This is a genomic window from Lactobacillus leichmannii, assembly GCF_024701915.1.
Lineage (GTDB): Bacteria > Bacillota > Bacilli > Lactobacillales > Lactobacillaceae > Lactobacillus > Lactobacillus delbrueckii.
In genome coordinates this window covers 1-21,492 of the sequence record NZ_QOCY01000013.1, presented here as the reverse complement: position 1 = coordinate 21,492, position 21,492 = coordinate 1, and the positions used below count along the sequence as shown (strand labels likewise).

Here is a 21,492-nt window from a genome sequence, read left to right as displayed (position 1 = left end):
TTGTCCTTTCGTCTTTGTTAGTTATATTTTTGCACAGAAAAAGACACTAGTAAAGACTAGCGACTAGCATTTAAATATATTTTGACATTGAAATCGCCTACTGCAAGATTCCCTTTTCAGTCAAGTAGAGGCGGAAAACCCAGTGGTCGCTGTTATCCCGGCGCCGTTCAATCAAGCCATGCCGCTCCAAACGGTCCACGACTTCACTGATTGAGGATGGCCTTACTCTGGCAAAGCGGGCCAGTTCCGCCTGCTTCATCCCCTCATTCTTGCTGAGCAGGGCCAAGTCCGGTTCTGCCCCCGGACGCCTCCGTGCAGCTTCTCATACCGCATTCCCATTTGGGCCAGTTGCCGCTGCAAACGCATGCTCCGGTAAAACAATTCTTCATTAAGTTCTTCTTCTGCCATCCTGCTTGTCTTTTCTGCAAAAAATAATCAAGAAATTAAGATTCGGTACCTACCTATCTAGTATACCTGGAGGATTTGCATTACTCCTTCATCATTGTTGCTTGGGGCAATGTGGTCAGCGATCTTTTTCAAGTCCGGGTGGCCGTTGACCATAGCGTAGCTGGTCCCGGCCGCTTCTAACATGGTCAGGTCATTTAAGTAGTCGCCAAAAGCCAGAATTTCATCTTGCTTGATTCCTTTAAGGTCAGCGATCTTCTTTACCGCTGCTCCCTTATTGGCGTCCTTGTTAACGATGTCGATCCATTCCGGCCCGGCCAAAACCGCGCTTAAGTTGCCCGGCATTTCCGGCAGTTGCCGGTAGATGCTTTCAGCGGCTCCGCCTTCGATATAAACAGTGAATTTGATAATTTCATCGCTGTTTACTTCAGCTTCAAGGTCTTCAACATAGCGGCGCTTGATATAGTAAGTATCCAGCTGCTTTAAAAAGTTCCGGTCACCTTTAGGGTCGTGGCAGATTGCCTGGCTGGCCCCGCAGAGAATCGGATTGGCCAGAGGCTCATCTTTAAAGAGGTCCAAGCAGAATTTTGCTTCTTCCGCTGTAATGCCGGCCTTGGCCAAGACTTGCCCCTGCTGGTAGATCAAGCCGCCATTGTCGCCAATGAAGATCAAGTGGTCTTTGATCTCCTTGAAAAGCTCTTCATTGGTGTAATATGGCCGACCACTGGCAATCACCATCTGCTGGTCCGGGTGGCTTAAGACCCAAGGGGCAAATGAAGCGGGCACCTCTTTGGCGTCATTGACCAGGGTACCATCCATGTCAGTCGCGATTAATTTGATTTTTTTCTTTTCTTCCATCTTTTTCTCCAAACTCATTTTTGCTAGCTTCTTAGACCATTATTTCATTTTTTGTAAGAGATTTCAAAGCTTTCTGCATAAAAAAAGCAGGCAAATGCCTGCTTTGCTTCACACTTCTTAACCGTAGATCTGGTTGACTGCCTGCCGGTAGAGGTCGACTGACAGACCAGCCGGATCTGCGTTCTTAAGGCGAAGATAATCCTCGCGCAAGTCTTCCCACTGGTCCCAGTCCTTAATCGTTTCTTCCTGGATGGTCAAAAAGCGGGTATTAAAGGCTTCACTCCACTTGCCACCGTCAGTTTTGACCAGGCGGTATTCATCCCCGTCTTCTTCCTTGATGATGGTCAAGTCTAACTTAAAGTTGACCTTGCCGCTCTTCTTAGCCCGGTGCAGGAAGGTTAAAGCCTGGCTGTTTTCCCGGCCGCCTTCGAACTTGCTGGCCAGACCGGCAGTTAAGCCGGCGCTGATTTTAGTCAGAAGGGCCGCCGGATCTTCTTCGGCCGCCTTGACCAGCTTTAACTGGTAGTCCAGGTCCACCACCCCGTCGTTTTGGGTCACGAAGTTGCCTGCCGTCCCGACCGTGCTCTCCAGTTCCAGGCTGATGCCTTTTTGCCGCAAGTCCGCCAAAGCGGCGTTGACCGCGTCAACCGTCAAGTAGCGGTAGATCTTGATTTGTTCTTTCAGGATGTAGCTGTACATAATGCCTCATTTCTTCTCTGCGCCAACCACCTGGTTCTTGCCTTGTCTTTTGGCTTGGTAAAGATAGTTATCAACCAGCTGAATCATTTTCCGCAACTCTTCTTCATTGGCAACCGCGCCGGTAGCATAGCCGATGCTCAAGGTGGCTGGCTCTTCTAATTGCTGGTTTAGTTTAGCATATTCAGCTTGAAAAATCTGCAATTTTTTAACAAAATCACCATCTTCTAAGCCAGAAGCAATAATCAAGATTTCATCCCCGCCATGGCCGTAATTGTCATTAAAGCGCTTGAAGTCGTCTAAATCAATCATGGCCACGCCAACCTCCTGCTTGCTGTAGTTGGGGAAGTCTTCCCGCAAGGCCAGGCGGTTATACAGGCCGGTCAATTCATCGGTCCGGCTGCTGACAAAAAGCGTCCCGTTGGCCTGGTGCAGGATGTAATTGTACCAAGAGCTCTGCCTAAACCAGTACCGGCGCAGGACAATACAGGCCTGGCCGATAACGTAAAAGAGGAAGAGGTCATAGGCATCCTGCCAGGCAACCTGGACATGGTTGACAAGAATGATTGCTGAGATCATGAGCAGGCTCAAAGCCACTAAAGATAAGCCATACCCGGCTTTATAGTAGGGAAAGACGCAGATGACCATCATCATCGAGACCAGTTCAAAAAAGTAGTTGCTCCCCTCCTGGGTAGTGTACAAGGTAAAACCAGACAAGATGGCATTGACCGCCAGGTTGGCAAAGCAGATCCGGATTTCAAGCTCGGCAGCCTGCGGGTGTTTTTACAGCCAAAGGGGCAAAAACAGGTTGGGCAGGTTGGCTAATAGCAGGAAAAGATAGACCCATTCACTGGCAATTACTGGAAGCACCGAGATATTTGCATAATCTGAATTGAGGTCAAATATGCCTAAAAAGCCAATGATCGCGATCAAACTGGAAACGGCAATTCCCATGGTTAAATTATTGCTGGCTACTTCCCTGGCAAACGCCTCTGAAGCCAGGTAGTCAGCGTAAACTGCTTCTTTTTCATCGGCAAATTGCCAGCTGAGGCCATGAACATTTTTTTATTTCCTTTCTCTTTCATCACTATCACATCACATTAAACTTTACATTCCAACCCTGTTTAGGAAATAACCTGCTGATTTTCATCCAATTCAACCGGCTTGCTGAACAAAAAGCCTTGTAGCAGGTCGCAGCCCGCTTCTCGCAGGAAGTCTCTCTGCTCTTCCGTTTCGACCCCTTAAGCCAGTACTTTCAAACCCAGTTTATGGGCAACTTTGGCGATTTCCGGAATCAAAAGCCGGTTTAACTGTCCGTCATCCAGGTGGCGGACAAAGACCATGTCGATTTTGACCAGGTCAAAGCTATAGTCGTTTAAGGCGTTGAGAGAGGAATAGCCGCTGCCGAAGTCATCCATCCAAACTTCAAAGCCGTAGGAGCGCAGCTGATCGATCTGCTCTTTCAAGCGGCTAGTGTTGTTTGACAGGTCCCTCTCCGTAATTTCAATCTTGATCAAAGACCGGGAGAGATCTGCTCCGGTAACCAGTAAAAAAGAAGCGTGGAATATAATTTATCGGTTATTATTTCTTGTTTATATTATATTTGCTGCAAGTCGAAATTAAAAGGCTTTCATTAACTTCTCCGAAAAAAGCTCTTGCCCAGGCTTTAGTCTGGTGGTAAGCTTGTAGTAAATCATTTTCATAAAAGTATAGGTTACCTTTACTTTTATGATCTGGTTCGACGATCGCCTGTTTTTATGTCATTTTCTTTTTGTTTATATTTTTCACGAGGTTGCAAAATGGATTCTAAAGAAATCAGTTCTAAAAACAAGGACAGCTTCTGGTCCTTCAAGCTTTCCGCCCACGCCATGACCCTAATTCCGGCCGCCGTCGGGATCAACTATGTTGCCAAGGCCTTTGCTGAAGGGTTGAAATTGCCGGTCTGGCTGGGGTCACTTGGTACTTTCCTGGCCAGCATGCTGGCTGGTCCTGTCGCCGGGGCCATCAGCGGCTTTATCAACAATGTCATCTACGGTTTGACCCTGTCACCCGTTTCCACCGTTTACGCTTTGACCAGCATCGGGATCGGCCTGGTAGTTGCCTGGCTGAACCAGCGGGGCTTTTTCAAGCGGCCGGTTACCGTCTTGCCAGCAGCTATTTTGATTGCCCTGGTTTCCGCCGTGATCTCCACCCCGCTCAACGTCATTTTCTGGAGCGGACAGACCGGGATCGCTTGGGGGGATGCCCTCTTTGCCTCCCTGGTTGCCAAGCACGTGAACATCTGGATTGCTTCATTCCTTGATGAATTTGTTCTTGACCTTTTGGACAAGACGGTCGTCGCCTACCTGGCCTTTTTGATCTACAAGCAGCTGCCAAAGCGCCTAGTCTACTTTTTCAAGGGGACTGAAAAATGAGAAATAACGCGGAAGACCTGGCCCTGCCCGCCTGGCAGGCAGCCATTGACCCCATCAGCAAGCTGCTCTTGATCCTGCTCTTTACGCTCGCTGCTTTCGCCGCCGGCAATCTGCCCAGTGCGCTGATCATCCTCGCTGCCAGCTTTATCCTGGCCCTTTTGACCAAAAATCTCCATGCCCTTTGGGGAATGTGTGCCTTCAGCCTCTTCCTCATCCTGACCATGCTCTTGATCCAGGGGCTCTTTTGGCCGGGCAACCATACCGCCGCCTTTTCCGTTGCCTCTTTGACCTTTTACCAGGAAGGACTGGACCACGTGGCTCTCTTAGCCTGCCGGATTTTGACCATTATTTTTTCCAGCAGCTTTTTCATCCAGACAACTACCATTTCAGAGAATGCCCGCTACCTGGAAAATTCCGGTTTGTCCTACCAGCAGGTCTATGTCCTCATGTCAGTCTGCTATATCCTGCCGCAAATACAGGAAAACCTGCGCAAGATCCAGCTGGCCCAGAAGGCCCGGGGGATCGCGCCAGCCAAGTCCCTGCTCTCCCGGATCAAAAATCTCTTTCCCGTCCTTTTGCCCTTGATCGTCAAGAGCTTCCAGCAGGCCATGAACCGGTCGATCGCCCTGCAGCTGCGGGGCTATGCCAGCCCTAAGCGGCGGGCGGCCAGCTTGACAAATGACTACTGGAAAGACAAATTCTGCCACCGCCTGCTCATTGCCAGCTGCCTGGTCCTTTTAGGAGTAAAAGCATGTCTAACAATTTTCAACTGACCATCGGCCAGCTCAGCCTCCGCTACCTGGGCTTTGAAAATCTGGCTTTAGAAAATATTTCTGCCCAAAGCCGTGGTAAGCGGATCGGCATTATCGGGCCCAGCCATGCCGGTAAAAGCAGCCTTTTGGCCCTTTTAGCCGGAATTGCAGGAAAAATGATTCCCGCCAAGTTTTTCGGTTCAGTCCGGATCAACGGAGAAGAGCTAGAAGCTTGGCGAAGCCAGCATGAAATTGCCCTCCTTTTGCAAGACCCGGCCAGTCAGCTATCTGGTTTAGCCGACACCGTTTATGATGAATTAGCCTTTTCCCTGCTCAACCAGGGCAAAAGCGATGAGGAAATAGAAAGTGCAGTTAAGCGGGCAGCTGACCAGCTGGACTTGACTAATTTGCTGGACCAGTCGCCAAACCAGCTGTCTGGCGGCCAGACCCAGCGGGTAGCCATTGCCACTGCCCTGGTCACTGAGCCCGACCTGCTTTTGCTCGACGACCCGACCAGCCAGATGGATCCCTTGGGCCGCCAGCACTTTTTCAGCTGGCTGGAAAAGCTTTCCTGTCCATTCTTGCTCATCTCCAATGAACTGGATGACTTAGCTGCCCTCTGCGACCAAATCTGGGTCATAAAAGACGGCTGCCTCTTGATGGCGGACTCTCCGCAAACGGTCTTCAACCAGCTGGATGACCCGGCTTTCGACAAGCCTGCTGCCTGGAAAATGGCCAAAAAGCTGGAGCTTAAACTCGATGGCTGCTACCCGGTCAATGCCCGTGAACTAAAGGAAGCTGCCGAAAATGCAAATTAAGATTAAAAGCCTTCATTATAAATACTCGGAAACGAATTTTTCCCTGGACATCCCGGACTTGACTCTTTCTCCCGGCTTGATCTGCCTGGTCGGACAAAACGGGTCCGGCAAATCCACTCTCTTGAAACTTTTGGCTGACCTCCTGCCATCTGGGGATGCCATTAAAGCAGACGGACAGGCTTTGTCTGAATATCTGGCCTCCGGCCGCTTGAGCAAGATCGCCTATGCCTTTCAGGATCCCAATGACCAACTTTTTAACTCCAGCGTGGAAAAAGAACTAGCCTGGTCCATGAAGCAGGCTAAACTGCCGGAAGACGAAATCGCCAGAAGAACGGAAGCCGCCCTTAAAGAATTCGGCCTGGCAGAATTCCGGGACTTAAACCCTTACGACCTGTCTCTTTCCGGAAAGAAATTATTGACTATCGCCTCCGCCTTAGTCCTTGACCCGGAGGTCTGCCTGCTGGACGAGCCCTTGATGAGCCTGGATTATCCTGGCCGCTGCCTGGTCACCCGCCTGCTTGAAAAACGGCTGGCCCAGGGCAAGACCGTGATCATGATCACCCACGACATGGACTGGCTGGCCGAAAATTGCCAGGAGGTTTATGCCATGAGCCAGGGCCAGCTGGTCTACCACGGCCCGGTTCACCAGCTCTTTAGTGACCAGGAGCTTTTGGACCGCCTGGGCCTTTTGCCGGCCAAGACCTGGCAGCTCAGCCAGCTGCTGGGGCTTAAGCCGGAGGTCCTTTCGTTAAAATAAACCGATCCCTTGGCAAAAATATCGTAAATATTTTGTATGCGCTTCATCTCGCTCTCATCTTCCTGCCTCGCTACTAAGCCCGGTACTATAACCTTTAGTTTACTTTGGCTGATTTTTTACCTAAAAATCCTCTTAAAGGCAGGTAAAACATATTAAGGGCAAGCAAATCCTCTTGATCGTCATCGTCATGGGCCTGATTGCCCTGGGCGGAACTACTTTTGGCCTGGCCGAAGAAACCATGGCCTTCTACCCGATGCTGATCCCGGTCTTCTTGGAGGCCGGCTATGACACGATGACCGTGGTCGCCACCATCTTCCTGGGCACCACTTTAGGGACTTTGGGTTCAACCATCAACCCCTTCTCAACGGTTATTGCTTCAAACACGGCCGGGGTCAACTTCGCCCGGGCCCTGCCTTTGAGAATCATCATGCTCCTGGTTTCCCTGGGGGCCGGGATGCTCTACACCATCATCTATGCTGAAAAAGTCCGCAAGGACCCAAGCAAGTCCCTAGTCTACGACCAATATGAAGAAAGCAAGAAGAAGTTTCTTGCTTTTGACTCACAAGCTGACAAGGGCGACTTCACCTGGCGGCAAAAACTGACTCTGCTCACCTTCGTGGCTGGCTTTTTAGTCATGATCTGGGGTGTCCAGAACCGGGGCTGGTACTTCACGGAAATCGCGGTTGTCTTCTTGGCCGTTTCCTACCTTCTCTTCCTGGTTTCCGGCTTAAGTGAACACCGCTTCATGGAAAGCTTTGTCAGCGGCGCGGCTGGCCTTTTAGGGGTTGCCTTGACGGTCGGCCTGGCCCGGGCGGTCTCCATCGTGATGGATGAAAGCCACACCAGCGACACGATCATGTACTTCTTCAGCAAGCAGATCACCGGCATGAACAAGCTGGCTTTCGTCTGGGTCCTCTTCTTGATCTACATCGTCCTCGGCTTCTTCATCCAGTCATCATCTGGTCTGGCCGTCCTGTCCATGCCGATCATGGCGCCGCTGGCCAATATCGTCGGCGTCGACCGGGCCAGCGTGATCGATGCCTATAACTGGGGGCAGGGCTACATCGGCTTGATCGCCCCAGTTGGCCTGATCTTGATGTCCCTGGCTATGGTCAATATCGGCTTTGACCGCTGGTTTAAGTTTATATGGAAGCAACTGGTCATCCAGTTCGTGATCTGCCTGATCTTCCTGGGAATCGGCCTCCTGGTCTACTAAACACATTTATCGCTCCTTAAAGAAGCAAGGTAAAGGAACTTCCTTTTGCCTTGCTTTTTTTTGGTCAATATTTGCCTTTTTCCACTTTTACCGTTTCACGTTGTCGCGATTTTTTCATCTTTCTTTTTTAAGGCCCTTTAATTGCTTGGTATATCTAGCTTTGTCGCTAATTTTCTGTATTTAATAGCCTTGGTGCACAAATGCTTTTTGACCATCTTTTAAGAGAAAAAGCTTGTTATTAAGGGATTACGCTTCTTTGCCTTGTAACCGGTTAAAATGGCGTTTTAGTTTCACGGGGCCATGACAAAAAGACTTTTTGCTGGTAAAATCGCCCTAAAAGCGTTGAAAATTCGAGGTAAATTATGGAAATTCTTGATATTGTGGATAAAGAGGACCGGCCTACCGGGCAGACCATTGAGCGTAATGAAGCCCACCGGATTGGGGTCTGGCACCGCTGCGCCTCAGTTTGGATCATCCGGCAAAAAGCCGGCAAATGGCAAGTCCTCCTGCAGAAAAGGTCCGCCAATAAGGACTCCTACCCAGGTTGCTTTGACACCTCTTCTGCCGGCCACATCGCTGCCGGAGATGAGCCCCTGGCAACCATCATCAGAGAGCTGGAAGAAGAATTGGGCATCAAGAGCCAGGCCGCTGACTTTACCTTTATCGGCACCTTCCACAACTGCTACGACAAGGTCTTCCACCAGGCAGAATTCAAAAACCGGTAGGTCTCCTTTGTGCATGTCTACTCTAAGCCCGTAGACGAAAATAAATTAGTCCTGCAGGAAGAAGAAGTTTCATCCGTTACCTGGTTTGACCTTGATGAGGTCTGGGAGAAGGCCCAGGCCAAAGACCCGGACTTCTGCACCCCAGTGGGCGGATTAAAGCTTTTGCGGGAATACCTGCAAAAATTATAGACGGGAAAAAGAAAAGAAAGAAAAAAGAAAAAACTAGCTGATTTTTCAGCTAGTTTTTTCTTGGCTATTTGCCTTTATTCCATCCGCCAAATGCTGATGCCAACCTTTTTCCCGCTTGCCTTCTGGCTGGTCTTGGTCTCAGTTTTCGTCTTAGTCTGCTTGGCCTTTTGCCCCTGGCTGCATCCCCCGACTAACAGGCCTGGGCCACAATACTCAAAAATTTGCTGATTTTCCTCATGACTGCTCCATTCTTATCGTACAATAAAGGTGATACAAGGAGGACTGACACTAAATGCAAGAACCTAAAATTTCACCTGACCAGAGCAAAACCCTGGCCGCTACCAAATATGTCAAACTCTACGACCTGGCATATGAAAACGGGGTCCACTACTATGATGCTTCAAGGCGGGACAAAGACCAGCTCTTTGCCTTCAAGCAGGATCCAGAGCTGGGAAGCGCCCTGCCTGATGCTGTCTGCGCGGTCATCATCGTTAAGCAAGCCGGTCAGAAAGACAAGCTCCTGCTCTTTTACGAGTACCGGTACCCGGCTGGCAGCTACCTGCTCGGCCTGCCGGCAGGCTTGATTGACCCAGCTGACCTGGCCAGCCCGGACCCAATCAAAACAGCTATGATCCGTGAAATCAAGGAAGAAACCGGACTCAGCATCGGCGAAAAGGACACGGTTGAAGTCATCAACCCCCTGGTCTTCACGGCTTCCGGCTTCAGCGACGAAAGCAACGCCATTGTCAAAGCCGTCATCCACGTTAATGACTTGTCCGCCCTTAACCACAAAGGAGCTGAAGGCACCGAAGTTTTTGGCGACTTCAAATTAGTTGACAAGGAAGAGGCCCGCCGCCTGCTCAAGGAAGGCAGAGACGACTATGGCCACTACCTGCCCCTGGTTGCCTGGGCAGCCCTGTGCTACTTTGTCAGTGACCTCTGGAAATAATTGTAGCAAGCGGATGTTACGTAGATATTACAAGACAAAAGCCGCGGCAGAAAATGCCGTGGCTTTTTAGCACAGTTGTATTTTTTGAAGAAGAGTTTATCAATAAGTAAGCTATGCCGTCAAGCCTAAGTATGCCGTGGTGATGATCCCCAGCACAATAAAAGCAATAATGCTCCAGTAGGTCAATTTGGGCTTGTCCGGCTTGCAAAAGACGTACCGTGCCATCCTTTTCCGCCCCCCTTTAGTTATTGGAATAAGCTAAAGAAGTAAAATCAAGTAAAAGGCTGACATTAATTTTATATAAATTTTAGGGCAAGACGGTCGCTTTTGCAAATTATAAGACCGGCCGCAAGTTGACTCTTTCTTTGGCGACGACTTCGATGAAGGCCTGGTCGTGATCAACTAAAAGCATGGCCGGCTGCTCTTTTGCCAGCAGCTTGATCAGCTGGTCCTGGTTGAAAAGATCCAGGTAGTTGGCCGGTTCATCCCAAAGGTAGAGGCTGGCTTCTTCAGTCAGAGACTTGGCCAGGGCTACCCGCTTCTTTTGCCCCTGGCTCATCTCCTCAATAAGTTCACGCCGTTGACATGCACAAGACTGACCTGGACGGCAAGGAACTGACCAGCTACAAGCTGCAAGAGGACCTGCAATTCCACTTCGACAACTAGTGCAATAACAGAAATTAGCCAATATACAGCAAAACCAGTTCACTGTTTAAAGTGAACTGGTTTTCACTTGTCATTTTTACTTTATTTGCTATTATCATCTGCTCCTGCTGGCAGGGCCGGGAAAATAACCGTGAAGGTTGACCCCTTGCCTAATTCGCTTTCCAGGCGGATGGTCCCGTGACACTGCTGAACAGCATGCTTGACAATGGACAGGCCCAGGCCAGTCCCCCCGGTCTTGCGGCTGTGGCTCTTATCCACCCGGTAGAAGCGTTCAAAAATCCGGTTCTGGGCTTCCTGGGGAATCCCGATGCCAGTATCCGCCACCTGCAGGATCGCCTGGCCGCGGTGCTCTTTGACCGTAATCTTGGTCTTGCCCTTTTCCTTGTTGTAGCGGATACTGTTATCAATCAAGTTGTAGGCAATTTCGTAAACCAGGCGGAAGTTGGCCAGGATCATAGTGTCTGACAAATTAGTCTCCAGCTTGATTCCATGCCGGTCAGCCGAACTCTGCAGGGCTTCCAGGGCCTCGGTCACCGGACTCTTCAAGTTCAGCTTGATTTCTTCAAAGCGTTGATTTTCATCCAGGTGGGACAAACGGATGATGTCGTCAATCAAGGTCAAAAGCTGGGCAGAAGATTCGTGGATCTTCTTGTAAAAGCTGTCCCGGTCCTCTTCTTTAACCAGGTGGTTTTCCAAAAGTTCAGCTGACCCCATGATGGACTGTAGGGGCGTCTTAAGTTCATGCGACACATTGGCCGTGAATTCCCGCCGGACCTGCTCTTCATGGTATTCTTCTGTCACGTCAACCACCAGGATCGAAGTCCCCTTCAGAATCTTGCGGCTGGTAATCGGGCTGGCACTGATTTGAATATTGCGGCCGTTTCTTTCCACAATCCCCTCAGCATGGGCCAAGCGGCTGTTCTTATCGATGATTTCCTTAACATCATCTGGCAAGGGGTCAGTATCATGCAAGCCCAAAAGGGAGACAACCGCCGGGTTGGACAAGAGGATCTGGTCATCCAGGTCAATCAAGATCAAGCCTTCCAGCATGGCATCTGTCACCGTCTTTAATTCTTTTTCCCGGTGGTGGAGCTGCTCCATCTGGTCAGCGATCTGCTTGTTCTGGCTGTCCAGTCTGGTCAAAAGCGGCTTGATTTCGTCATAGGCATTGCTTTCCAGGGGTTTGTCCAGGTCCATTTCATTCAGCGGCTTGACGATCGTTTGCGAGATTGTCTTGGCCAGGAACCAGGACACCAGGACCGATAAAAGCATGATTAACAAAAGTGGCGACAAAAATCTGACCAGAATCCGCCAGAAGGAGTTTCTGGTGATCGCGATGCGGATGACCCCGCCGTCATTGAGCCGCTCGGCATAATACATGGTTACGGTCGACAAGGTCGTGCTGTAGCGCTCGCTGGTCCCTGTCCCCTTTTTCATGGCTTCGGCGACTTCCTTGCGGCGGGAGTGGTTGCCCATCTTTTTGGGATTCTCTTCATTGTCGTAGAGAACCTTGCCCTTGGAATTGATCCAAGTAATCCGGTAGTTCTCCCCTTTTAAGTTCTTGATGTACTTCTTGCCGCTGGTATTTACCCCGCTGGCTGCCAGGTCAGCCTGGGAAGCCAGGGCGGACATTTCTGTATGGTCGAAGTCAATGCTCAAGACAATTGCGCTTAAGAGTACGGCAAATAAGAGAATCAGAGAAGTCAGTAAAAAACTTGCCCGAAATATCTTCTTAAACATTAGTCTGCTTCATGGTAGCGATAACCGACCCCGCGCACCGTTTCGATATGCTTACCAGCCTCACCCAACTTCTGTCTCAAGGTTCTCACGTGAACGTCTACTGTGCGCGTTTCCCCATAAAAACCAGTCTCCCAGATCTGATCCATGATTTCTTCCCGGGAAAAGACAGTTCCCGGATGAGTAATCAAGAGCTTCAGGAGTCCGTATTCTTTCAAAGTCAAATCGACCTGATGGCCGTTTTCGAAAACTTCATGCCGCTTCAAGAGAATCTTGATCCCGTCTTTTTCGATCTTGTCCTCCTTCTTACGGTTGGTCCGGCGCAAAACAGCCTTGACCCGGGAAACCATTTCCATCATTCCAAATGGCTTGGTTAAGTAGTCATCCGCCCCGGAATCCAGGTTCTTGACCTTGTCATATTCTGCCGTCTTAGCACTGGCGACAATCACCGGCAAGTCCTCGGTCGCGGAAGTAGACCTGAGCCGGTGGAGAATTTCGCTGCCGTCTTCATCAGGCAGCATCAAGTCCAAAATCACTAAATCCGGCCGGCTATTGTCCAGGGCCTTGAAAAAAGATTGTCCGTCGTCAAAGCCGCGGACCTTGAAGTTCATTGATTCCAGCGTGTACATTTCGATTTCGCGGATGCTTTCGTCGTCTTCCACGCACCAAATTTCAGTCATAAAAAATCCCCTTAACCTTTCTTAAACTTAATTATAGTTTACGACCATAATCATGCACAAGAGTGGTAAGGGGAATTTCATGGACTTATCTGCCAGTCTTGCCGGTAGTTACAAATAAGGACCATTTAGCAATATTGACGGCGTGATCGCCAATTTTTTCAAAGTACTTCGCGACCATCATCAAATTGATCAAATATTCCGGATTACCATCCTTGTTAAAGTTATTGATCAAAAATGCCTTCGCTTTGTCAAAGCCTTCGTCGACCTGGTCATCGCGGTCGATTACGGCCTTGGCCAGTTCTACATTCTGGTTGGCCAAAGCCGTTACCGCGTCGTTGACCATGCCCGTAGCAATTTGGGACATGCTCTTCAAGTTCAGCATGTCATTTGCGACTGTGAGGTGTTCGTTAAGGACCAGGTCGGCAATGTCTGCGCCAATTTCACCGATTCTTTCAAGGTCGTAGACCGCCTTCAAAGATGCACTGATTATCCGCAGGTCAGTGGCAACCGGCTGCTGCTCCATCAAAAGGCGCAGGCAGGTTTCTTCAATGTCACGCTCTGCCTTGTGAATCCGGTGGTGCAGGTTAATCGTGTCCTCTGCTTCATGGTAGTTGCCCGTAAACAGGGTGTCGGTTGATTCAGAAATGCTTTCCTTGCATAGCTGGCCAATTTCTTCCATTGCTTCATGCAAGTGATCCAGTTCCTTGTCAAATCTTGTTCTCATTTTTGGCCTCCTCTAGCCTTAACCGAACCGGCCGGTGATGTATTTTTCAGTTCTTTCATCCTTCGGCATGGAGAAGAGCTGGTCAGTTTCACCGAATTCAACCAGGTCACCCAAGAGGAAGAAGCCAGTCTTGTCAGAGATCCGCACGGCTTGCTGCATGTTGTGCGTAACGATGACGATCGTATAGTTCTTCTTCAGTTCCAAAGCTAATTCTTCAATTTTAGAGGTTGAAATCGGGTCCAGGGCACTGGTCGGTTCGTCCATCAACAATACTTCCGGCTTGACAGCCAGGGCCCGGGCGATGCAGAGCCTTTGCTGCTGACCGCCGGACAGGCCCAGGGCTGATTTCTTCAGCCGGTCCTTCAAGTCGTCCCAGATAGCTGCCTGCTTGAGGGAAGTTTCCACGATTTCGTCCAGTTCCTTCTTGTCAGTAATCCCGTGAATCCGCGGGCCGTAGGCAACATTGTCGTAAACGCTCATCGGGAACGGGTTTGGTCTTTGAAAGACCATGCCGACTCTTTGCCGCAGGACGGTCACATCCAGGTCACCATTATAGATGTCAGTGCCGTCTAGCTTGATCGAGCCATCAATCCGGCAGCCTTCAACCAGGTCGTTCATTCTGTTAAGTGACCGCAAAAGAGTTGATTTCCCGCAGCCTGACGGGCCGATGAAGGCAGTGATTTCGTTTTTTTGGATGTGCATATTGATGTCATGCAAGGCATGAAAATCACCGTAGTACAGGTTCAGCTTTTCAATTGTAATTTTGTCTTCCATCATTAATTTCCTCCGTTATTGCGCTTACGCATTCTGTCAGATATACGGCGCGTAACCAAAGTGAAGAGCAGGGCCAAAACGACCAGGACTGCTGAAGTAAAGTTGGCGATCTGAGTGGCTGACGGGTTCAAGGCCCCTTCAGTTCTCATGACCCAGATGTGCAGGGACAGGGTTTCACCGCTTCGGAACGGGTTCAGCGGTGAAGTTGGTGAGGTAACCTTCCAGAAGTTCTGCCAGTTGATGTAAGTTGACTGGCCGGAAGTATACAAAAGAGCAGCGGCTTCACCGAAACCGCGCCCGGCAGCCATGATTACCCCGGTCAAGATCTGCGGCATGGCCGCCGGAATCAAGACCTTGCGGATGGTTTCTGACTTGGTCGCGCCCAGGCCCAGGGAACCTTCCTTGTATTCCACCGGCAAGGCTCGGATGGCGTTGTTGGTTTCAGTAGTGATCAGAGGAATTGAAAGAATTGAAATCGTCAAGGCACCGGCCAGGATATTCCAGGACATCCCGGTCCACATGATGAAGGCCAAGTAGCCAAACAAGCCGATAACGATAGATGGCAGGGATGACAAGGATTCGATACTGATTTCAAAGATTGTCAGGAACTTGCCTTCCTTAGCGTATTCAGCCAGGTAAACCCCGGCCCCGATGCCGATTGGCACTGAGACCAGCAGTGAGAGGAAAACTAAGTATATAGTGTTGAAAAACTGGTTGAAAATCCCGTTGCCGGCTGCTCCCAAGAAGTCCCACTGGAAGCCTTTCAAGCCGTCAAAGATGATGGTCAGCGTTAAGTAGAGCAGGAAGGCCAGCATAATCCAGCCGATGGCGTAGAAGATTCCCGTCATCAGCCGGTCTTTTCTTTTAGCACGGCTCATATTTATTTTTCCTTCTTTCCATTGCCAAGCTTGTGAATCAAGACGATCAAAACGATTGAGATGATGAAGAGTAAGAGGGCCATTGACCACAAAGCCAGATTGTATTCCCCGCCCTGGGCCGTGTTACCCATGTCAGAGGCAATTGCACTGGTCAAGTTGCTGGTTGGTGACAAGAGACTGGTCGCGAAGGACCGGGTCTTACCGATAACCATGGCTACGGCTAAAGCTTCACCGATGGCCCGGGCCAGACCCAAGACCACCCCGGTCAAGATACCGCCGGAAGCGGCTGGCAAAACAACCTTGCCGATAACTTGCCAGCGGGTCGCCCCTAAACCGTAAGCCCCTTCTCTGTAGCTATTCGGGACTGACTTGATGGCGTCGGCGGCGACAGTAGTGATCGTTGGGAAAATCATGATGGCCAGAACGATTGAGGCGGCCAGGACTGAGAAACCGCCCATCTTTGGGTGGAAGGCGTTTCTAATTATAGGAACCAGCTTGGTCAAGCCAAACCAGCCGTAAACAACGGATGGGATGCTGACGTAGATTTCGGTTGCCGGCCGGAAGAACTTTTCACCGATTTTTGGTGAAATTTCCGTCATGAAAACGGCTGAGCCGATCGCAAACGGCAAGCAGATGAGCAAACCCAGCAAGCAGGTTTCCAGGGAACCAACGATGTAAATGGCAGCCCCGACTTTTCCCCCGAACATGCCGGTCTTGTCAAGCGGTGCCCAGTCACTGGTAAACAGGAACTCCCAAACGCTGTGGTGCGCCTTAAGGAAGGTCTGGCTGCCTTGGTAGAGCAGGAAGGCCCCCATCAAAAGGGTCAAAGCAACGATCAAGAGGCCGCAGGCGATGTAGACCGCGCGCCAGCGCTTGTCTTTGGCAATTGCTTTTTGAACTACTTTGTCCATAATGCCTTATTTCTCCTTCTTACTTAGTATGGGTGGCTTTAGCGGCAGCCGTCAGCTTGGAGGCTATGCCGTAGCCCATGGCTTCGATCTTCTTGCCATATTCCTCGCTGAGCATCTGCTGCAAGAATGCCTTGGCCGCACCCTTTGGCTGGCCTTTAGTGTACATGTGCTCATAGCTCCAAACCGTATACTTGCCATTGTAGACATTCTTCAGACTTGGCTTAACACCGTTGATTGACACGATGCCGACTTGCGGGTCACCAGTCAAGTAGGACAGGGCAACGTAGCCGATTGAGCCGGAAACACTTTGGATCATTTGGATCAAAGTACCTGAGTCGTCAGTTTCCAGAGACTGGTTTGACTGGCTAGCGTGCTTCTTCAAAGCGTATTGCTCAAAAGTTGCCCGGGTACCTGATGAAGATGGTCTGGAAACCAGGACGATCTGGCGGTCATTGCCGCCAACCTGCTTCCAGTTGGTCACCTTGCCGGTGAAAACTTTGATCAATTGTTCAGTGGTCAGGCTCTTAACCCCGGCATCCTTGTTGATGATCGGAGCGATGACAGTAATGGCCACTTGGTGGTCAACCAGCTTGCTGGCTGACTTCTTGTCCAGCTTTTCTTCCGCGAGCAAGTCTGAGTCCCCGATGTCGATGGTGCCATCAGAAACCTGCTGCAGGCCTTGGCCTGACCCACCCCCGTTAGTGTTGATGACACTGTCCGGGTTCTTGTCCATGAAAGTCTTGGCCGCGCTCTGCGCTAAAGGCAGAAGGGCAGATGACCCGGCGATGTTAACTGTCCCGGAAACTCCCTTGGTATCGGCTTCGGAGCTGCCAATGACGCAGCCGATGACGATTGCCAGCAAAACAAGCGCAACGATGGCGACTTTAGTTTTTTTGCGTGACATGTTAATTCCTCCTTGAATTCTTACTGATTCAATCTTAATGGAGGCAAGTTAAATGCATTCAGTGATAATTGTTAAATCAATGTAAAATGCTTAATTTTGTTTAAGACAAGCCACTTTCTTAACAGAATTACAAAGTTTTCGCAAGGCTCCCCTTTACTTTTTCAGTTTATTTTGCTTAATTTACTTATTTTTAACACGGCAAAACATTAGCGCTTTCACCACTTCCCTGCTTCCTTTTATTTTGTTGAAAGAGGCTAATTTAACATCCGCTTTGGACAGAAATATATGCTTAATTCTACATATAAGCAGTTCTGTTAATAACGAGATTATATCGAGGAAGGACACATGATAACCCAGTTTACAACCTTTTATGCCCGCAACCACACTTTTCTCCTGCAGGTATTCTTTATCGCGTTAATTACTGATCAGTTATTTTTTTAGAGGAAAGCATCCCAAAACGGATTGGCAAAAGCCTGGGAGCCTTCCTGCTCTCTTTAAGCACATCCATGATCATGACCGTCTTCCTTTACCAGAAGCTAAGCCCCCTGGTCAGCATTAATGCCTTAAGCGCCTTTTTTCTGGCAACTGGATTGATCCTCTTGACCCTGATACCAGTCATTTTCCTTTATCAGCGCCTAATTAACAAGAAGCCGTCCGTAGCCGCCTTCACTTACTGTCAATTTGTCATCGCCGCTGAAATTTTATCCCTCTTGGCCAATCAAACCTGGCAATGGGACTTTTTCACCATTATCTTAACCCTCTGTCTCTACTTTCTTTTTAAAAAAGAAATCAGCTACATCAGCCAGGAGCAGACCGTCATCACGGAAGACAGCCGCTTCTTCTGGTCCACCATACTCTGCATGATCCTGGTCGTAGCCCAGGCAGAATTTCCCCGCATGTTCCTTGATGGCAACAATTCGGCGGTCCCAACGCCAATCGCCTACGTGGTCAGCTTTTTAGCTATTATTTCCTGCATCATGTACATTTTCTTCATGAAATTCAATATCTTCAGCGTTAACCGCTATGAAAGCTACTTGAAGAAATATGATGATGATCAGCTGACTGGGGCCAAAAGCCTCCACTATTTCATGGAGCATTATGAAGAGAGCCTCAAGCAGTTCGGCAAAAGCCAAATTTTAAGTATTTTTTACAGCTCCCTAGTCAACCTGCATGACTACAACTTAACTAACGGCTACCAGGACGGCAGCAATCTCTTAAAACAGTTGCGGCCCGCAGCACTGGTGAAACTTTACTCTTCAAGGCTGGCTTAGCTCCCTTTAAGCCCAGCCGGCATATTTTGCGCCGCCAGCGCAATACTGAGCTGATGCATGGACTCGACGTGCCCTTAACTCAATCAAGCTGAAAAATGCCTCTATCGGCTACTATGATGACCAGCTGGCCAAGGCGGATGAAATCCGGGTTCATGTTCTGAGCCAGATCGACCAAGCCTGCCGCGACAACTGGCTCAAGATCTACTACCAGCCCTTGATCGACATCCAAAACATGAAGCTGGCTGAATGTGAGGCCCTGTCGCATTGGATTGACCCCAGATACGGCTTCCTGTCTCCAGGCAAGTTTATCCCTGCCCTGGAGGCCAACCGGGAAGTCTACAAGGTTGACTGCCACGCTTTAGAGGGCTATGGGCAAGACGCTGAGTTTTTACGAGAAAAGAAAAAAGAAATCTTCCCCATCAGCTTTAACATTTCCAGAACAGACCTGGAAGCCTGCGATATTTACCAAAAGATCGAAGACACCGTCGCCCGCTACGGGCTCAGCCGCGATCAAGTTCATATTGAGATTACGGAAAGTGCCCTCAATGACAGCAGCCAGGCCATGGTCGAAGCCGTCCAGCACTTCCATGACCTGGGGCTACCAGGTCTGGATGGATGACTTTGGCAGCGGCTATTTTCCTTAAAGAAGCCGGCTGCAACCTGGCCCAGGGCTCCCTCTTCAGTCCGCCCGTTCCTTTAGACGAACTTTACAAAAAATGGCACCTTATTTATAGGCAGAAGAAAACCGCTAGTCACAGGGCTAGCGGTTTTAGTTTGTCAATTTTTACTTGCCAGCCGAGCCAGCAAGAGCTACAAAGCAGATTAAGAAAATGATCATTAGGAGCCAGAGCACGATCTGCCAGATCAAGGCCAGAGTAATCCAGCCTTGCATCTTCTCTAACTGTTCATCTTTACGCTTGATAAAAAGGTAAATTGCCGGCACCAGACCGAAGATTGGCCAAATGTAGGCAGCAACCAGCAGAATGATCAGCCAGACATTGTAAACAAAAGAATTTGAGTCCTTCATTTTTTGCTCCCCCCTCTTTGCAAAAAGCTCTTAAATCTGCCTTCAGTTTAGCAAAAGCGAGCCCTTTTGACAATCGTTCTACTTGTTCTTTTACTGTAAGTAGGCATATTCGAAGTAGTAGCTGCCGTTGTAGATCAAGCCCTTGACCTTTGTGTTCAGCATCCAGGCACTGCCGGACTGAACCAGCGGCGTTACCCCCTGGTCGGTCATCAAGATGTTTTCTGCCTTGGCCAAAAGCTGCATCCGCTGGCTAGATGAAGTAACGGTCTTGGATTTGGCGATCAGCTGGTCATACTGCTTGTTTGACCACTTACCGGAGTTGTAGCCGTTAGTTGAGGTCATGCAGTCCAGGAATGAAATCGGGTCAGCGAAGTCAGCATTCCAGCCGCTGACGCAGGCTTCAAAATTGCCGCTGTCCATCTTGGCAAACTGGGACTTGGTCGGCAGGCTCTGCACCTTGACGGAGACTTGCTTGCCAAAAGCCGTTTCCAAGGCACTCTGGATGTATTCACCAATCGCCTTTGAGCTGTCGTCATCAGCCGTCAGCAAAGTAAAGGATAATTTCTTCAGCTGCAAGTCCTTGAGGGCTTCCTTAAAGGTCTTCTGAGCCAATGTCTTGTGGTAGCTGGTAATTTGCTTGGTCGTCTTGTCCTGGGCCAGCTGGGTAAAGTCCTGCCCGTCCACCTTGGTCATATCAGCCGCGGTAAAGGTCGTCGCGCCGGTAAAGCCACCGCCCAGGGTCTTGGCCAGGGCCTTCCGGTCCAAAGCCATGGAAACTGCTTGACGGAGCTTAGTGCTCTTAAATTTAGCCAGCTTGGTGTTGAACTGCATGTAAGTCGTGCCGTTGTTCTTTCTGATCACGTAGCCGGCCTGCTTTCGCAGGTTCTTGGCTGCCTGGGCGCTCAAAATTGCCGTATCCAGCTTGCCGTCCTGGTAAAGGTTGTAGGCCGTTGACGGTGACTTTTCAACCATGAAATTAATCTGGGCCAGTTTGACGGCTGATTTGTTCCAGTAGTTCTTGTTCTTGACCATCTTCCAGGACAGGTTCGCTCCGGCCCAGCCTTTTTGGACAAAGGGCCCATTGAAGACCGTGGTCTTAGAAGAAGTACCGAACTTGCTGCCGTATTTTTCAACTGCAGTTTGGTTTTCCGGGAAAAAGACCGGGAAGGCCAGCAAGAGCTTGAAATAAGGCAGCTTGTGGTCTAATTTAACCTGCAGCTTGTGCTTGCCAAGAGCTTTGACGCCCAGGCTGGACGGGGCTTTTTTGCCTGCCACGATCGCGTCCGCGTTCTTAATGCCGGAGAAGATATAGCTGTATTGAGACGCGGTCTTGGGGTTAACCGTCCGCTGCCAGGAGTAGACGAAGTCTTTAGCAGTAACTGCCTGCCCGTTGGACCACTTGCCGTCTTTCCGTAAATCAAAAGTCCAGGTCAGACCGTCCTTGCTTTGGGCAGCCTTAGTCGCCAGGGCTTCCTTGGCCTGGTTGTCCTTGTCTAATTGATACAGGCCTTCCATGGTGTTTTCCATCTGGGTGAAAGAAGTCGCGTCCGTCGCCTTCGATGGATCCATAGTGATGATTTCTGCCGATGTCATCCAGTTCAATACCTGCTTCTCACTTGCCCCCTTGCTTTGCCCGCAAGCCGTCAAAAGTGCCCCAGAAAACAAAACAGCAGCACCAGCCAATAAAGATTTTCCCTTGTTCAATTCCAATACCTCGCATAAACAATTAACAGTTTCCAGTTAACGATGCCATTGGCGCGAACAGAAAAATCCTACAGCCGTGCTGCTTACAGATTATTCAAGAATTTTGCTTAAGAGCAAAAGCATGACAAATATCGGCTCGCCTTACCAACGACACCGCCAAGCCTGCAAGTATTTACTTTAGCTTGAGTCATGCTCTTTGTTCCTTTCTAATTAAATCGTTCTTCCTAATATGCTTACTATGCTAGCACACTTTCACCTTTATGCAAGCCTTTTTGGCAAAAGAAGGATAAAAGGCAGCTTTTTTCATTACTTTCCTGCAAATGAAAGCAAAAAAGAGCGGCTCCTCAGAGTCACTCTAAATTATAGCGGTGATCGGGGTCGAACCGATACGTCCGTAATGGACACCAGATTTTGAGTCTGACGCGTCTGCCAATTCC

The 21,492-nt window shown here is 49.6% G+C and carries 22 protein-coding genes and 3 pseudogenes; 9 read left to right on the top strand and 16 right to left on the bottom strand.

The window, feature by feature from the left end:
- Positions 1 to 97: 97 nt before the first annotated feature.
- The 6 genes and pseudogenes from DS743_RS00580 to DS743_RS00555 form a co-directional block, all read right to left on the bottom strand.
- On the bottom strand, positions 98 to 286 hold the full coding sequence (locus DS743_RS00580; protein ID WP_231520491.1) for a MarR family winged helix-turn-helix transcriptional regulator: 189 nt from the start codon (positions 284 to 286) through the stop codon (positions 98 to 100).
- Positions 256 to 408, bottom strand: a complete 153-nt coding sequence (locus DS743_RS00575; protein WP_225209301.1) for a hypothetical protein — start codon at positions 406 to 408, stop codon at positions 256 to 258. Before DS743_RS00575 ends, DS743_RS00580 begins: the two co-directional genes overlap by 31 nt.
- A 57-nt stretch (positions 409 to 465) precedes the next feature.
- Positions 466 to 1,281 carry a Cof-type HAD-IIB family hydrolase gene (locus DS743_RS00570; protein ID WP_035184283.1) on the bottom strand — a complete coding sequence of 272 codons (816 nt, stop codon included), beginning with the start codon at positions 1,279 to 1,281 and terminating at the stop codon, positions 466 to 468.
- A 99-nt stretch (positions 1,282 to 1,380) separates the two neighbouring features.
- Positions 1,381 to 1,962 (bottom strand): hypothetical protein, encoded by a 582-nt coding sequence (locus DS743_RS00565; protein ID WP_003614676.1) that lies wholly within the window; start codon positions 1,960 to 1,962, stop codon positions 1,381 to 1,383.
- Between the two features lie 6 nt (positions 1,963 to 1,968).
- Positions 1,969 to 2,676 (bottom strand): GGDEF domain-containing protein, encoded by a 708-nt coding sequence (locus DS743_RS00560; RefSeq protein WP_231128315.1) that lies wholly within the window; start codon positions 2,674 to 2,676, stop codon positions 1,969 to 1,971.
- Positions 2,677 to 3,083: 407 nt separating this feature from the next.
- A pseudogene (locus DS743_RS00555) lies at positions 3,084 to 3,476 on the bottom strand (EAL domain-containing protein).
- A 282-nt stretch (positions 3,477 to 3,758) separates the two neighbouring features.
- On the opposite strand from DS743_RS00555, the gene DS743_RS00550 reads away from it, so the two are divergent.
- The 7 genes and pseudogenes from DS743_RS00550 to DS743_RS00515 all read left to right on the top strand — a co-directional run bounded on the left by DS743_RS00550 (position 3,759) and on the right by DS743_RS00515 (position 9,779).
- Positions 3,759 to 4,373, top strand: coding sequence for an ECF transporter S component family protein (locus DS743_RS00550; protein ID WP_035161070.1), 615 nt, complete (start codon positions 3,759 to 3,761; stop codon positions 4,371 to 4,373).
- Entirely contained in the window at positions 4,370 to 5,146 is a 777-nt protein-coding gene (locus DS743_RS00545) for an energy-coupling factor transporter transmembrane component T (RefSeq protein WP_035184280.1), read from the top strand. The genes DS743_RS00550 and DS743_RS00545 overlap by 4 nt, the downstream gene beginning before the upstream one ends.
- The gene (locus DS743_RS00540) at positions 5,125 to 5,943 is read left to right on the top strand and encodes an energy-coupling factor ABC transporter ATP-binding protein (RefSeq protein ID WP_035184278.1); all 819 of its coding nucleotides are present in this window, start codon (positions 5,125 to 5,127) and stop codon (positions 5,941 to 5,943) included. Before DS743_RS00545 ends, DS743_RS00540 begins: the two co-directional genes overlap by 22 nt.
- A complete protein-coding gene (locus DS743_RS00535) occupies positions 5,933 to 6,700 on the top strand; it encodes an energy-coupling factor ABC transporter ATP-binding protein (RefSeq protein WP_035184276.1) in 768 nt (255 codons plus the stop codon). The genes DS743_RS00540 and DS743_RS00535 overlap by 11 nt, the downstream gene beginning before the upstream one ends.
- 145 nt (positions 6,701 to 6,845) lie before the next feature.
- Positions 6,846 to 7,916, top strand: a pseudogene (locus DS743_RS00530) (YfcC family protein); the annotation flags it as partial.
- 362 nt (positions 7,917 to 8,278) lie between these two features.
- A pseudogene (locus DS743_RS00525) lies at positions 8,279 to 8,830 on the top strand (NUDIX hydrolase).
- Positions 8,831 to 9,122: 292 nt separating this feature from the next.
- The gene (locus DS743_RS00515; protein WP_035184273.1) at positions 9,123 to 9,779 is read left to right on the top strand and encodes an NUDIX hydrolase; all 657 of its coding nucleotides are present in this window, start codon (positions 9,123 to 9,125) and stop codon (positions 9,777 to 9,779) included.
- A 334-nt stretch (positions 9,780 to 10,113) separates the two neighbouring features.
- Here DS743_RS00515 and DS743_RS00510 read toward each other — a convergent pair whose 3' ends face one another.
- The 8 genes from DS743_RS00510 to DS743_RS00475 form a co-directional block, all read right to left on the bottom strand.
- Positions 10,114 to 10,338, bottom strand: a complete 225-nt coding sequence (locus DS743_RS00510; protein ID WP_035184271.1) for an ATP-binding cassette domain-containing protein — start codon at positions 10,336 to 10,338, stop codon at positions 10,114 to 10,116.
- Between the two features lie 188 nt (positions 10,339 to 10,526).
- Entirely contained in the window at positions 10,527 to 12,185 is a 1,659-nt protein-coding gene (locus DS743_RS00505; RefSeq protein WP_035184269.1) for a sensor histidine kinase, read from the bottom strand.
- On the bottom strand, positions 12,185 to 12,862 hold the full coding sequence (locus tag DS743_RS00500; protein WP_002878532.1) for a response regulator transcription factor: 678 nt from the start codon (positions 12,860 to 12,862) through the stop codon (positions 12,185 to 12,187). Before DS743_RS00500 ends, DS743_RS00505 begins: the two co-directional genes overlap by 1 nt.
- An 85-nt stretch (positions 12,863 to 12,947) precedes the next feature.
- Positions 12,948 to 13,586: a phosphate signaling complex protein PhoU gene (gene phoU / locus DS743_RS00495; protein WP_003614960.1), complete on the bottom strand. Its 639-nt coding sequence runs from the start codon at positions 13,584 to 13,586 to the stop codon at positions 12,948 to 12,950.
- Positions 13,587 to 13,604: 18 nt separating this feature from the next.
- Positions 13,605 to 14,363, bottom strand: coding sequence for a phosphate ABC transporter ATP-binding protein PstB (gene pstB, locus DS743_RS00490; protein ID WP_002878529.1), 759 nt, complete (start codon positions 14,361 to 14,363; stop codon positions 13,605 to 13,607).
- The gene (gene pstA / locus DS743_RS00485; RefSeq protein ID WP_003614664.1) at positions 14,363 to 15,238 is read right to left on the bottom strand and encodes a phosphate ABC transporter permease PstA; all 876 of its coding nucleotides are present in this window, start codon (positions 15,236 to 15,238) and stop codon (positions 14,363 to 14,365) included. Before pstA ends, pstB begins: the two co-directional genes overlap by 1 nt.
- 2 nt (positions 15,239 to 15,240) lie before the next feature.
- The gene (pstC, locus tag DS743_RS00480) at positions 15,241 to 16,149 is read right to left on the bottom strand and encodes a phosphate ABC transporter permease subunit PstC (protein ID WP_035184267.1); all 909 of its coding nucleotides are present in this window, start codon (positions 16,147 to 16,149) and stop codon (positions 15,241 to 15,243) included.
- Positions 16,150 to 16,168: 19 nt separating this feature from the next.
- Positions 16,169 to 17,053, bottom strand: a complete 885-nt coding sequence (locus DS743_RS00475) for a phosphate ABC transporter substrate-binding protein (RefSeq protein ID WP_035184265.1) — start codon at positions 17,051 to 17,053, stop codon at positions 16,169 to 16,171.
- A 506-nt stretch (positions 17,054 to 17,559) separates the two neighbouring features.
- On the opposite strand from DS743_RS00475, the gene DS743_RS00470 reads away from it, so the two are divergent.
- Positions 17,560 to 18,324 carry a hypothetical protein gene (locus DS743_RS00470; protein ID WP_035184263.1) on the top strand — a complete coding sequence of 255 codons (765 nt, stop codon included), beginning with the start codon at positions 17,560 to 17,562 and terminating at the stop codon, positions 18,322 to 18,324.
- A gap of 214 nt (positions 18,325 to 18,538) precedes the next feature.
- Positions 18,539 to 18,943, top strand: a complete 405-nt coding sequence (locus DS743_RS00465) for an EAL domain-containing protein (protein ID WP_231128318.1) — start codon at positions 18,539 to 18,541, stop codon at positions 18,941 to 18,943.
- A 165-nt stretch (positions 18,944 to 19,108) separates the two neighbouring features.
- On the opposite strand, the gene DS743_RS00460 is transcribed toward DS743_RS00465, so the two are convergent.
- Positions 19,109 to 19,351, bottom strand: coding sequence for a hypothetical protein (locus DS743_RS00460; RefSeq protein WP_002878518.1), 243 nt, complete (start codon positions 19,349 to 19,351; stop codon positions 19,109 to 19,111).
- 90 nt (positions 19,352 to 19,441) lie between these two features.
- On the bottom strand, positions 19,442 to 21,061 hold the full coding sequence (locus tag DS743_RS00455) for a peptide ABC transporter substrate-binding protein (RefSeq protein ID WP_072544206.1): 1,620 nt from the start codon (positions 21,059 to 21,061) through the stop codon (positions 19,442 to 19,444).
- Between the last annotated feature and the right edge of the window lie 431 nt (positions 21,062 to 21,492).

Excerpts from the sequence above, each read along its gene's own strand:
- DS743_RS00575 (WP_225209301.1), bottom strand. The coding sequence starts at position 408 with ATGGCAGAAGAAGAACTTAATGAAGAATTGTTTTACCGGAGCATGCGT.
- DS743_RS00570 (WP_035184283.1), bottom strand. The coding sequence starts at position 1,281 with ATGAGTTTGGAGAAAAAGATGGAAGAAAAGAAAAAAATCAAATTAATC.
- DS743_RS00565 (WP_003614676.1), bottom strand. The coding sequence starts at position 1,962 with ATGTACAGCTACATCCTGAAAGAACAAATCAAGATCTACCGCTACTTG.
- DS743_RS00550 (WP_035161070.1), top strand. The coding sequence starts at position 3,759 with ATGGATTCTAAAGAAATCAGTTCTAAAAACAAGGACAGCTTCTGGTCC.
- DS743_RS00545 (WP_035184280.1), top strand. The coding sequence starts at position 4,370 with ATGAGAAATAACGCGGAAGACCTGGCCCTGCCCGCCTGGCAGGCAGCC.
- DS743_RS00540 (WP_035184278.1), top strand. The coding sequence starts at position 5,125 with ATGTCTAACAATTTTCAACTGACCATCGGCCAGCTCAGCCTCCGCTAC.
- DS743_RS00535 (WP_035184276.1), top strand. The coding sequence starts at position 5,933 with ATGCAAATTAAGATTAAAAGCCTTCATTATAAATACTCGGAAACGAAT.
- DS743_RS00515 (WP_035184273.1), top strand. The coding sequence starts at position 9,123 with ATGCAAGAACCTAAAATTTCACCTGACCAGAGCAAAACCCTGGCCGCT.
- DS743_RS00510 (WP_035184271.1), bottom strand. The coding sequence starts at position 10,338 with ATGAGCCAGGGGCAAAAGAAGCGGGTAGCCCTGGCCAAGTCTCTGACT.
- DS743_RS00505 (WP_035184269.1), bottom strand. The coding sequence starts at position 12,185 with ATGTTTAAGAAGATATTTCGGGCAAGTTTTTTACTGACTTCTCTGATT.
- DS743_RS00500 (WP_002878532.1), bottom strand. The coding sequence starts at position 12,862 with ATGACTGAAATTTGGTGCGTGGAAGACGACGAAAGCATCCGCGAAATC.
- phoU (WP_003614960.1), bottom strand. The coding sequence starts at position 13,586 with ATGAGAACAAGATTTGACAAGGAACTGGATCACTTGCATGAAGCAATG.
- pstB (WP_002878529.1), bottom strand. The coding sequence starts at position 14,363 with ATGATGGAAGACAAAATTACAATTGAAAAGCTGAACCTGTACTACGGT.
- pstA (WP_003614664.1), bottom strand. The coding sequence starts at position 15,238 with ATGAGCCGTGCTAAAAGAAAAGACCGGCTGATGACGGGAATCTTCTAC.
- pstC (WP_035184267.1), bottom strand. The coding sequence starts at position 16,149 with ATGGACAAAGTAGTTCAAAAAGCAATTGCCAAAGACAAGCGCTGGCGC.
- DS743_RS00475 (WP_035184265.1), bottom strand. The coding sequence starts at position 17,053 with ATGTCACGCAAAAAAACTAAAGTCGCCATCGTTGCGCTTGTTTTGCTG.
- DS743_RS00470 (WP_035184263.1), top strand. The coding sequence starts at position 17,560 with ATGATCATGACCGTCTTCCTTTACCAGAAGCTAAGCCCCCTGGTCAGC.
- DS743_RS00460 (WP_002878518.1), bottom strand. The coding sequence starts at position 19,351 with ATGAAGGACTCAAATTCTTTTGTTTACAATGTCTGGCTGATCATTCTG.